Genomic DNA, 10,935 nt, shown 5'->3' with positions numbered 1-10,935 from the left:
GTTTGGAATAGTAGAGTTATGGTACTGACATTACGGTATCGGTCAACAGCCGGATGGTGGCTATGCGGGACGCGGTGATCGTGGCTGCGGTGCGGACCCCTCTAGGGAAACGCAACGGTGTTCTGGCGGGGGTGCACCCCGCCGACCTGTCGGCTCATGTCCTCAGGGAGCTGGTCGAACGCACCGGTGTGGACCCCGCGCGCGTCGACGACGTGATCTGGGGCTGCGTCGGCCAGATCGGCGACCAGTCGTTCAACATCGCCCGCACCGCCGCCCTGTCGGCGGGCTGGCCCGAGTCGGTCCCGGGCACCACGATCGACCGGCAGTGCGGCTCGTCGCAGCAGTCGATCCACTTCGCCGCCGCCGGGGTGATCGCGGGCCACTACGACCTGGTCGTGGCCGGTGGCGTCGAGTCGATGTCGCGGGTGCCGATGGGCACCGGCTTCGCGGGCGGCTTCCCCCTGGGTGACGGCTACACGGCGCGCTACGGCGAGACCATGCCGAACCAGGGCGAGGGCGCCGAGATGGCCGCCGACCGGTGGAAGCTGTCGCGGGAGCGACTCGACGAGTTCGCGCACGCCTCCCACGAGAAGGCCGCGGCCGCCGATTTCGGCGCCGAGATCGCCCCGGTGACGCTGCCCGGCGGAACGGTCGTCTCGGCCGACGAGGGCATCCGCGGGAACAGCAGCCTGGAGAGCCTCGCCGGGCTCAAGCCGGTCTTCCGCCCCGACGGCCGGGTCACGGCGGGCAACGCCTCGCAGATCTCCGACGGCGCCGCGGCGCTGCTGGTGACCACGTCGGAGCTCGCGGCCGAACTGGGGCTGACCCCGCTGGCCCGGGTGCACACCGCGGTCCTCGCGGCGGAGGCGCCGATGCCGATGCTGACCGCGCCGATCCCCGCGACGGCCAAGGCCCTGTCCAAAGCGGGCCTGTCGATCGACGACATCGGCGCCTTCGAGGTCAGCGAGGCCTTCGCGGTCGTGCCGCTGGCCTGGCTCGCCGAGACCGGGGCGCCGGAGAAGGCGCTCAACGTCCACGGCGGCGCCATCGCGCTCGGCCATCCGCTCGGCGGATCGGGCGCCCGCCTGGCGACCACCCTGATCCACCACATGCGGGCCGAAGGCGTGCGCTACGGCCTGCAGACGATGTGCGAGGGCGGCGGCATGGCCAACGCCACGATCTACGAACTGGTGAACCGATGACCATCAAGCGCATCGCCGTGATCGGCGCTGGAGTCATGGGCAGCGGCATCGCCCAGACGGCGGCGACGCACGGCTACCGCACCCACTGCTACGACCTGTCGGCCGACCAGATCACGACCGCCAGGGGCCTGCTCTTCGACGGCCGCTACGGCCTGCGCCGGGCGGTCGAGCGGAACAAGATCACCTCTGAGCAGGCCGAGATCGCCCAGGAGCTCCTCACCTTCGGCACCGACCTGGACGAGGCGCTCGACTCCGCCGACCTGGTCATCGAGTCGATCCCCGAGGACCTCGGCCTGAAGACGCGGCTGTTCCGGCGGCTCGACGACCTGGCCCCGCCCGGCGCGATTTTGACGTCCAACACCTCGGGCCATCCGATCTGCGCGCTGGCCGGGGCGACACTGCGGCCGGAGAAGGTGATGGGCTGGCACTGGTCGTCACCGGCCCAGGTCATGCCGCTGGCCGAGCTCGTCGTCACCCCGCAGACGGCTCAGGCGACGGTCGACGCGGTCGCCGGGGTGGCCGCGGCGTGCGGCAAGAACCCCGTCGTGGTGAAGGAGAACCCGTTCGTGTGGGGGTTCGTCGGCAACCGGGTGCTGACGGCGATGGTCCGGGAGGCTCAGCGGGTGGTCGACGAAGGTCTGGCCACCAAGGAGCAGGTCGACCAGATCGTCGTCGACGGCTTCCGCTGGCCGGTCGGCCCCTTCGCGATGATGGAAGGCGCCTCCGGCGGGTGGGGCGAGAACCGTACACCGACCGCCCCTCCGAAGGACGCCCCGTGGAAATGATCCGTGCCGCCGCCCCCGGCGACGAGCCCGCCCTCAACGTCCTGCTCCACGAGGCGTTCGCCTTCGGGGGTGACGTCCAGGGCCCGATCGGGCTCGACGCCCGCTACGTCCTCGAACGCGACGGGGCCGTGTGCGCCACGGCGGCGGTCTACCCGTTCGGGCAGTATTTCGGCGGCCGGGAGCTGAAGGCCACCGGCGTGGGCGCGGTCGCGGTCGGCACCGACTCCCGGGGTTCCGGCGCGGGCGGCAGGTTCATGGACGGCCTCCTCCAGCGGATGCGCGCCGACGGCGTGGCCGTCTCGACGCTCTATCCCAGCGTGCCGGCCGCCTACCGGAAGGTCGGCTGGGAGATCGCGGGCGACCACCGCACCTACCGCACGCCCCTGGAGGCGCTGCCCGTCGTGAAGGGCGCGGAGGTCCTGCCCTGGACCCGCGACGACCTGCCCGCCATCGCCAACTGCTACCGGCGGTTCGCCCTGATGCAGCAGGGACTCCTGGCCCGCACCCCGGCCTGGTGGGACCGGGTGCACTCACCGGCCGCCGACCCGACCGCCGTCTTCCGCCGCGCCGTCTGGGAAAACGGGCAGGTCACCGGCTACACCGCCTACCGCAAGAAGGCCGCCGACAAGGACCTGCCCTACTACTTCGACGTCGAGGTGAGCGAGGTCGTCTGGACGACCCCGGCCGCCTCCGACGCGCTGCTGACCCACTTCAGCAGGCACCGGGGCCTCGGCCGCGACCTGCTGTGGGCGGGCCCGCCCAACGATCCGTGGCTGAGCCGCCTGGGCGGCCTGGTCGCGCGCACCGAATTCTCCTATCCGTGGATGCTGCGCATCGTCGACGTCGCGGCGGCGCTGTCGGGCCGGGGCTACGCGAGGTGGGCCGACGCGACGGTCCGCCTCGACCTGACCGACCCGAACCTGACCGCGAACACCGGACACTGGCTGCTCAGCGTGTCCGGCGGCGAGGCGACGGTGGAGGCCGCCAGTGAGCACGACGTACCGGTCGTCTCCCTGGGCTCGTGTGAGCTGGCGGCCCTCTACACGGGCTGGGCGAGCGCCCATGACCTGCTGCGGTCGGGCCGGATCGCGGTCGGCGACCCCGAGGCGGCCGACGCGCTCGACCGCATCTTCACCGGGCAACCGGCCTGGATGCCGGAGATGTTTTGATAGAGATGGACGTATATGTCACATAAAGATGTGCGCGACAGCGCCACGTGGGCCCGGGTCGACGACCATTTCCGGCGGATGCACGAGCCGGCGTTCGGGCAGCCGTACAAACTGCTGGAGCCGTCGTGCTCCGCCGACGGGTCGCGGATCGCCGTGACCGGTCTCGTGTACGACGAACTCGCCGGCACCCCCCGGCAGGCCTGCTACCTGGTCGAAGGCGGCGAGCTGCGGCTGCTGACGGGGTCGTCGGGTTCGGCGCGGCAGCCGCGTCTGTCCGCCGACGGGTCGACGCTGGCGTTCCTGTCCGACCGCGCGGAGGCGGGCCGGTTCCAGCTCTACCTCGACGAGCGGGCGACCCCGGCCGTGCCCGGGACGGTGGAGTACTGCTCCTGGTCCCCCGACGGCACGAAGGTGCTGCTCGGGGTCGCGGGACTGGGCGCCGATCTGTCGAGCGGCCAGGGGAGCGGCACGACGTACAAGCCGAAAGAGGAACTGCCCGCCTGGCACCCGCACGTCGAAGAAGGCGTGCCCGAGGAGGCCTGGCGGTCGGTCTGGATCCACGACCTCGCGGCGGGCACCACCACCCGGCTCTCGCCCGAGGGGCTGAACGTCTGGGAGGCGGCCTGGCTCGGCCCCGACGCGGTCGCCGCCGTCACCAGCCCCGCCCCCGACGAGGGCGCCTGGTACACCGCGATGCTCTCCCGCCTGAGCCTCGACGGCGTGGTCACCGACCTGGCCCGCTCCGAGGTGCAGTTCGGCTGGCCCGCCGCCTCGCCCTCCGGGCGGCGGCTCGCGGTGGTCGAGGCGGTGTGCAGCGACCGCTGGGTCGTCGCCGGTGACCTGCTGGTCGGCGCGCCGGGCGCGGTGCTGGAGCGGGTCGACACCTCGGGGGTGGACGTCACCGCCACCAGGTGGCTCGACGCCGACCGCCTGGGGATCATGGGCCTGCGCGGCCTGGAGACCGTCGCCGCCGTCTACGACGCGACCACCGGGAAGACCACCGAAGTGTGGTCGAGCACCGACACGAGCTGCGCCACCCGCTACTACCCCGACGCGGCCTGGACCGACGACGGCCGCGTGGTCCTCGTCGAAGAGGGCTACGCGGTGCCGCAGCGGGTGGTGGTCCTGGGCGACGACCGGACCGAACTGGTGAAGCTCGACGGAGCCCCGAACCCGGGCACCGCCGGGACGTTCGAGTGGACCGCCCCCGACGGCCTGCGCCTCGAAGGGATCCTCTGCGTCCCCGACGGCGAGGGGCCGTTCCCGCTCGTGGTCAACATCCACGGCGGTCCGGTGTGGGCCTACCGGAACCTGTGGTCGCTGTCGTCCCCGCTGACCCCGCTGCTGGTCGGCCAAGGCTACGCCGTCCTCAGCCCCAACCCGCGCGGCAGCTCCGGCAGGGGCCAGGCCTTCGCCCGCCGCGTGTTCGGCGACATGGGCGGCGAGGACACCGCCGACTTCACCTCGGCCGTCGACGCCCTCGTCGAACGCGGCATCGCCGACCCGGCCAGGCTCGGCCTCTACGGCGGTTCGTACGGCGGCTACATGTCCGCCTGGCTGGCCACCCAGGACGACCGGTGGGCGGCGGCCGTGCCGGTCTCCCCCGTGACGAACTGGTACAGCCAGCACTTCACCAGCAACATCCCCCACTTCGACGCCCTGTTCCTCGACGGCGACCCCGAGATCCCCGGCGACAGGTTCCACACCAGAAGCCCGGTCGTGTACGCCAGCAGGGTCCGCACCCCGTGCCTGAACATCGCCGGCGGCCTCGACCGGTGCACGCCGCCGACGCAGGCCCGCGAGTTCCACCAGGCGCTGCTGGAGCACGGCGTCGAGTCGCAGCTCGTGATCTACCCGCAGGAGGGCCACGGCGTCCGCGCCTTCCCGGCCCTGATCGACTTCTGCACCCGTGTCGTCGACTGGTACCAGAGGCACATGCCCAGTGGATGAGACAGGTGGATGAGCTGGGGCGAGTTGCGCGGGCGCTCGCCGATCGCATCGGCCGGGCGGTGGCGATCGACGATCCCCGGATGCACCTGATCTGCCACACCGCCCACGGCGACGACGTCGACCGGCACCGCATCGCCAGCATCATGAGGATGCGCGCCGCCGACGACGTCGTGGCGCACGCCTTCGCCCAGGGCATCGCCATCGCCGAGGGCCCGGTGCGGGTGGCCGGGCGGCCCGAGATCGAGCTGCTGCCGCGCGTCTGCTTCCCGGTCCGCTGCCAGGGGCTCCTGTTCGGCTACCTGTGGATCATCGAACCGCCGGGTGGGCTGTCCGGCGACGAGACCCGGGCGGCGGCCGAGGCCGCCGCCGACGCGGGCCGGGTGCTGTTCCGCGACCGCCTGGTCGACGACCTGCGCGACAGCCGCGAGCGTGAACTGCTGCGCGACCTCATCTCCGACGACCCCGCAGTCAGCTCCGCCGCCGCCGACCTGCTGGCCGACGAGGAGATGCTGCCCGCCACCTGCTCGCTCGCGGTCCTGGCGGTGCGGATGGAAGGCCGGGAGGACCTGCGCACCACGCTGCACGCCGCGCTCCGGAGGGCCGGCCGCCGGGTCACCCCGTCGGTGAGCCTGGCGATGGCCCGTGCGGGCGGCCACGGCGTCCTGCTCCTGGCCGGGCGCCGCCCACCCCCGATGGCCGACCTGCGCGCGGCGGCCGAGCAGGTGCGCGAGGAGCTGGAGAGACACGGCGCCGAGGTGCGGGTGGGCATCGGCCCGGTCGTCGACGGCCCCGCGCACGCCCCCCTCAGCGCCCGCCGCGCCCGCGAGGCCCTCGACGTCACCTGCCGGGTGCCCGGCCTCGGCGGGGTGACCGCCTGGGACGACCTCGGCGTCTACCGCCTGCTCGTCCAGGTCCCCTTCGACGACGACCTCATCCCCGCCGGCCTGCGCACCCTGCTCGCCGCCGACCACGAGGGCACCCTGGCCACGACCCTGGAGACCTGGCTCGAAGAGGGCTGCGACTCGCGGCCCACCGTGGCCCGCCTCCAGGTCCACCGCACGTCGCTCTACTACCGGCTGAGCCGCATCGAGGAGATCACCGGCCTCTCTCTCAAAAGCGGTGGTGTACGTCTCGACCTGCACCTCGGCCTCAAACTCGCCCGCCTCCAGGGTCTCCTCGACAGATGACGAACCAGGGGCCGGGAAGCCGCGACCCCTGTCGCTGGGATCCGGGCCGGGCCACCGCAATACTTCGCAAATGAACGTGAAAGCAGACATAGCGGTCGTCGGGGCGGGAGTGATCGGCTCGTCGATCGCCTTCGAGCTGGCGAAGTCGGGCCGCTCGGTGGTGGTCGTCGACAAGGCGGGCGCCCCGGGTCAGGGGTCGACGAGCGCGTCCAGCGCGGTGATCCGGTTCAACTACTCGGGCTGGGACAGCGTCGCGCTGTCGTGGGAGTCCCGGCACTGCTGGGAGAAGTGGGCCGACCACGTCGAGGCCGCCGACCTCACCGATCTGGCCCGCTTCCACCGCACCGGCATGGTCTTCCTGGACGTCGACATCGCCCCCATGGACCGCGTGCTCGGCATGTTCGAACGCGCCGGAATCCCCTACGAGGCCTGGGACGCCGACGAACTCGCCCGCCGCGTGCCGACCGTGGACCCCGGCCGCTTCTGGCCCCCCAAGCGCATCGACGACCCCGAATTCTGGGAGGACACCGACCGCCGCCTCGGCGCCCTGTGGACCCCCGACGCGGGCTTCGTCGACGACCCGGCCCTGGCCGCCGTCAACCTCGCCGACGCCGCGCGGCGCCGGGGCGCCCGCTTCCTGTTCGGGCGCCGGGTGGTCGCGGTCCCCGACGGCGGAGTCCTTCTCGACGACGGTACGACGATCAGCGCGCCCATCGTGGTCAACGCCGCCGGGCCCTGGTCGGGGAGGCTCAACGAGCTGGCGGGCGTCGGCGCGGGCTGGTCGGTCACCGTCCGGCCGATGCGGCAGGAGGTGCACCACGTGCCCGCCCCGGCCGGGTACAACGACGGCGGGATCGGCCCGGTCATCGCCGACCTCGACCTCGGCGTCTACCTGCGCGGCACCCCCGGTGACGGGCTGCTGGTCGGCGGCACCGAACCCGAGTGCGACGGGCTCGACTGGATCGACGACCCCGACACCGTCGACCTCAACCCGACCCGGAAGGTCTTCGATGCCCAGGTCACCCGGACCGCCCGCCGCCTGCCCGACCTCGGCGTCCCCGCCCGGCCGATCGGCATCGCCGGGGTGTACGACGTCACCGAGGACTGGTCGCCGATCTACGACGCCACCGAGCGCGAGGGCTTCTACGTCGCGATCGGCACCAGCGGCAACCAGTTCAAGAACGCCCCCATGGCCGGACGGCTGATGCGGGCCGTGATCGAGGGCGAGAGCCACGTCGTCGGCGAGCACACGGGGCTGGAGATCGCCCTCGCGCCGTTCGGCCGGTCGAGGCCGCGTAACGCCGACTCGACCGGAACCGTGCTGGGCTGAACGCGGAACGCGGGTGTCCTTCTCCCGAGGACACCCGCGCCGCCGGCGTCAGTCGTGCGAGACGACGAGCTCGCCCGCCTGGTAGACCGCGCGGATCCGCTCGGTCAGCCCGGTGAAGTCGAGCGGGTTCCCCGCCACGACCACCAGGTCCGCCTGCTTGCCCACCTCGATCGTGCCGACGTCCCCGTCGATCCCGAGCAGGCGCGCGGCCGCGCTCGTGGTCGCCTTCAGCACGTCGGCCGAGGGCATCCCGGCCGCGGCCATGAGCTGCAGCTCCTCCAGGTTCCGGCCGTGCGGGAAGCCGACCGCGTCGGTGCCCATCGCGACGCGGACGCCCGCCTCGACCGCGAGCTTGAAGGAGCGTTGGTGGTGGGTGATGATCTCGTGCACCTTGCGCCGGGAGGCGTCGGTGAGGGTGGCCCCGTTCTCGGTGGCCTCGATCACGCTGTGCGGTGCCAGCAGCGTCGGCACGAGGTAGGTGCCGTGTTCGAGCATCAGGTCGACGGCCTCCTCGTCGAGGTAGATGCCGTGCTCGATGGACCGCACACCCGCTCTGACGGCGTTCTTGATGCCCTCGGTCCCCTGGGCGTGCGCCATCACCGGGATGTCCGCCGCCTGGGCCTCCAGCACCGCCACCCGGATCTCCTCCGGCGTCAGCTTGGCGTGCCGGGGGTTGCTGCGCGGGGACAGGACGCCGCCGGAGGTCGCGATCTTGATCTGGTCGGCGCCCGCGCGGATCAGCTCGCGCACCCGCTGCCGCATCTCCTCGACGCCGTCGACCACGCTGCTGCCGATGCCCGGCACGAGCCCGGCGCCGAGCGAGCCCATGCACTGCCCCGACGGCATCCAGCCGTCGCTGTGCCCGCCGCTCTGGCTCAGCATCTGGATCGCGATCAGCAGCCGCGGGCCCACGATCCGCCCGTCGAGCAGGGCCTGCTTCACGGCCGGGCTGGCGCCGCCGGCGTCCCGCGCGCTGGTGATGCCGATCGCCAGCATCTTGCGGAGGTTGTCGGCGGCGATGTAGTGCCCGTAGCCGTAGGGCTGCTGGAACAGGGTCATCGTGTCGACGGATTCCAGCGTCACGTGCACGTGGCAGTCGATGAACCCGGGCAGGAGGGTCCGGCCGGTCAGGTCGACCGCGAGGTCACCGTCGAGCCCGGGGCCCACCTCGACGATCCGGCCGTCCTGGACGGCGACGTCGGCCGGGCCGGGCGCGGCACCGGTTCCGTCGAAGACGTTCCCGCCGGTGAAGACGGTGCGCAGGGAGGCGCTCATGCGTTGACCTCTTCCTTGCCGAGTACGTAGCGGCTCATCCAGTCGAGCAGGGCGTCGTTCTGGGCCCGGCGGTGGCCGATCGGGCCGATGACCGAGCCGCCGTGGCTGGAGCCGGGGAAGCGCAGCATCTCGGTCGGCACGCCGATGATCTTCAGAGCGGTGTAGAACTGGTCGGTCTGCTCGGCCGGGCAGCGGTAGTCGTTCTCGTGCTGGAGGAACAGCGTCGGCGTCGTGCAGTGGAGGGCGTAGGCCAGCGGCGAGCAGCGTGCGTAGGTGTCGAGCAGCTCGAACGGGGGACCGCCGAGCTCGATGTCGCCCATCCAGGCGCCGACGTCGCTCGTGCCGTAGAAGCTGATCCAGTTGAACACCGGGTTCTCCGGGCAGGCCGCCTTGAACCGGTCGGTGTGGCCGATGATCCAGCCGGTCAGGTTGCCGCCGCCGGAGATTCCGGCCACGCCCAGCCGGTCGGGGTCGGCCAGGCCCAGCTCGATGGCGTGGTCCACGCCGGCCATCAGGTCGGCGTAGTCGAGGTTGCCCCAGTCGCCGGTGATCGCGGTGGCGAAGTCGTCGCCGTAGCCGGTCGAGGCGCGGTGGTTGATCTCGATCACGCCGTAACCGGCGCCGTTGAACATCAGCGCCTCGAAGCCGAAGGTGTGGCCCCAGGCGGCGTGCGGGCCGCCGTGGATCAGCATGACCGTGGGCACCGGACCCTCGGCGTCGGCCGGGCTGAGGAACCAGCCCTCCACCTCCGCGCCGTCCTTGCTCGGGAAGGTCATCCGCTGGACGACCGGCAGCGTGAGCTCGGCCAGCACCTCTTCGTTGAAGCGGGTGATCCGGCGCTCGTTGGCGCCGTCGGGGTCGACGGTGTGGAAGTCGCCCGGCTCGGTGAAGCCGAAGGCGGCGAACAGCACCGTGCCGCCGGCCGCCGCGATGGGGGTGCAGACCCGCTCGCCGGACACCAGGACCTCGTGCTCGTCGGGGCCCGAGAGCGGCACCCGGATGATCGAGATGGCGCCGTTGGACTGCGCCTGCACCAGGGCCGAGCCCCCGTCTTCGGTGAGGATGATGCGGCCGGGGACGAACCCGGCCGACGGGCTGTCGTTCTGCATCAGGCCGATGAGGTGACCGGGGACGTCGGTGGCCCGGGCCTCGCGCCGGCCGGTGGCCGGGTCGACGACGTAGAGCGGTGAGCGGACGCCCGCCTTCGTGCCGCCCTCGTAGTTGGTCACGTAGACGACCCTGCCGTCGCGGCTGACGGTGTGCATGAAGATGGTGAGTTCGCCGTCGGTGCCGGTGACGTCGGTGACCTGGCCGTCGAGGGTGATCAGGTGGAGGCGCGAGTCGGGCCGGGTGCCGCCGGGCTTGTGCGCGGCGACGTACACGAGCGACTCACCGTCGGGGTGCCACTTCGGGTTGGCGTTGAACCAGCCGTCGGAGGTGAGCCGCCGGGGCTCGTCGCCGGTGGTGAGATCGAGGATGTGGATGTCCTGGAGCGCGTCGTCGACCAGGCCGATCCCGTCCTGGCGCCAGATGGTGCGGGTCACCCGGTAGGGGATGCCCGGGTCGCGGGGCGGGCCGGGCGGACCGGCCGTGAAAGCGATCTTGGTGCCGTCGGGGGAGAACACCGGGGCGCCGCCCACGCCCTGCGCCAGGTCGGTGACCTGGCGGGCCTCGCCGCCAGCGAGGGGGAGCAGCCAGAGCTGGGGCCTGCCGGAGCGGGTGGACAGGAACGCGACCTGCGTGCCGTCGGGCGAGAAGGCCGGGGCGGTGTTGACACAGTCGCTGTGGGTGAGCCGTACCGAGGTACCGTGAGCCACGTCCAGCAGATGGAGGTCGACGTGTTCGACACTTGCCTCCGCGTCAACTCGGGTCTGCGCGTAGACCACGCGGGTGCCGTCGGGCGACAGGGTGGCGCCGACCAGGAACCGCAGGCGGAACAGGTCTTCAGGGTTGATCGAGCGCGTCATGGATCCTCACATCCAGAGGCTATAATGGAGTTATCGTAGTGAAGTTACGGAACTTATCAAGGGGTGCCGC

General features: G+C 72.1%; 8 protein-coding genes. 6 read left to right on the top strand and 2 right to left on the bottom strand.

Annotation, left to right across the window (positions count from 1 at the left end; translation table 11 throughout):
* Window positions 1-62: 62 nt before the first annotated feature.
* The 6 genes from ACYQ78_RS34570 (at window position 63) to ACYQ78_RS34545 (ending at window position 7,623) form a co-directional block, all read left to right on the top strand.
* Window positions 63-1,202: a thiolase family protein gene (locus ACYQ78_RS34570; RefSeq protein ID WP_459805174.1), complete on the top strand. Its 1,140-nt coding sequence runs from the start codon at window positions 63-65 to the stop codon at window positions 1,200-1,202.
* Window positions 1,199-1,987 carry a 3-hydroxyacyl-CoA dehydrogenase family protein gene (locus tag ACYQ78_RS34565; RefSeq protein WP_459805173.1) on the top strand — a complete coding sequence of 263 codons (789 nt, stop codon included), beginning with the start codon at window positions 1,199-1,201 and terminating at the stop codon, window positions 1,985-1,987. Before ACYQ78_RS34570 ends, ACYQ78_RS34565 begins: the two co-directional genes overlap by 4 nt.
* Entirely contained in the window at window positions 1,984-3,156 is a 1,173-nt protein-coding gene (locus tag ACYQ78_RS34560; RefSeq protein WP_459805292.1) for a GNAT family N-acetyltransferase, read from the top strand. Before ACYQ78_RS34565 ends, ACYQ78_RS34560 begins: the two co-directional genes overlap by 4 nt.
* Window positions 3,157-3,186: 30 nt before the next feature.
* Entirely contained in the window at window positions 3,187-5,106 is a 1,920-nt protein-coding gene (locus ACYQ78_RS34555; RefSeq protein WP_459805172.1) for a S9 family peptidase, read from the top strand.
* Window positions 5,107-5,111: 5 nt separating this feature from the next.
* Window positions 5,112-6,293 carry a PucR family transcriptional regulator gene (locus ACYQ78_RS34550; RefSeq protein ID WP_459805171.1) on the top strand — a complete coding sequence of 394 codons (1,182 nt, stop codon included), beginning with the start codon at window positions 5,112-5,114 and terminating at the stop codon, window positions 6,291-6,293.
* A gap of 70 nt (window positions 6,294-6,363) precedes the next feature.
* On the top strand, window positions 6,364-7,623 hold the full coding sequence (locus tag ACYQ78_RS34545; protein ID WP_459805170.1) for an NAD(P)/FAD-dependent oxidoreductase: 1,260 nt from the start codon (window positions 6,364-6,366) through the stop codon (window positions 7,621-7,623).
* Between the two features lie 48 nt (window positions 7,624-7,671).
* On the opposite strand, the gene ACYQ78_RS34540 is transcribed toward ACYQ78_RS34545, so the two are convergent.
* The gene (locus ACYQ78_RS34540) at window positions 7,672-8,898 is read right to left on the bottom strand and encodes a metal-dependent hydrolase family protein (RefSeq protein WP_459805169.1); all 1,227 of its coding nucleotides are present in this window, start codon (window positions 8,896-8,898) and stop codon (window positions 7,672-7,674) included.
* Window positions 8,895-10,865: a S9 family peptidase gene (locus ACYQ78_RS34535; RefSeq protein ID WP_459805168.1), complete on the bottom strand. Its 1,971-nt coding sequence runs from the start codon at window positions 10,863-10,865 to the stop codon at window positions 8,895-8,897. The genes ACYQ78_RS34540 and ACYQ78_RS34535 overlap by 4 nt, the downstream gene beginning before the upstream one ends.
* Window positions 10,866-10,935: the final 70 nt, after the last annotated feature.

It is taken from the genome of Herbidospora sp. RD11066, from assembly GCF_054661255.1.
This window is presented reverse-complemented; position numbering and strand designations above follow the sequence as displayed.

Bases quoted from the DNA above. Each gene is read 5' to 3' on its own strand.
- ACYQ78_RS34570 (WP_459805174.1), top strand. From the start codon at position 63: ATGCGGGACGCGGTGATCGTGGCTGCGGTGCGGACCCCTCTAGGGAAA.
- ACYQ78_RS34565 (WP_459805173.1), top strand. From the start codon at position 1,199: ATGACCATCAAGCGCATCGCCGTGATCGGCGCTGGAGTCATGGGCAGC.
- ACYQ78_RS34560 (WP_459805292.1), top strand. From the start codon at position 1,984: ATGATCCGTGCCGCCGCCCCCGGCGACGAGCCCGCCCTCAACGTCCTG.
- ACYQ78_RS34545 (WP_459805170.1), top strand. From the start codon at position 6,364: ATGAACGTGAAAGCAGACATAGCGGTCGTCGGGGCGGGAGTGATCGGC.
- ACYQ78_RS34540 (WP_459805169.1), bottom strand. From the start codon at position 8,898: ATGAGCGCCTCCCTGCGCACCGTCTTCACCGGCGGGAACGTCTTCGAC.
- ACYQ78_RS34535 (WP_459805168.1), bottom strand. From the start codon at position 10,865: ATGACGCGCTCGATCAACCCTGAAGACCTGTTCCGCCTGCGGTTCCTG.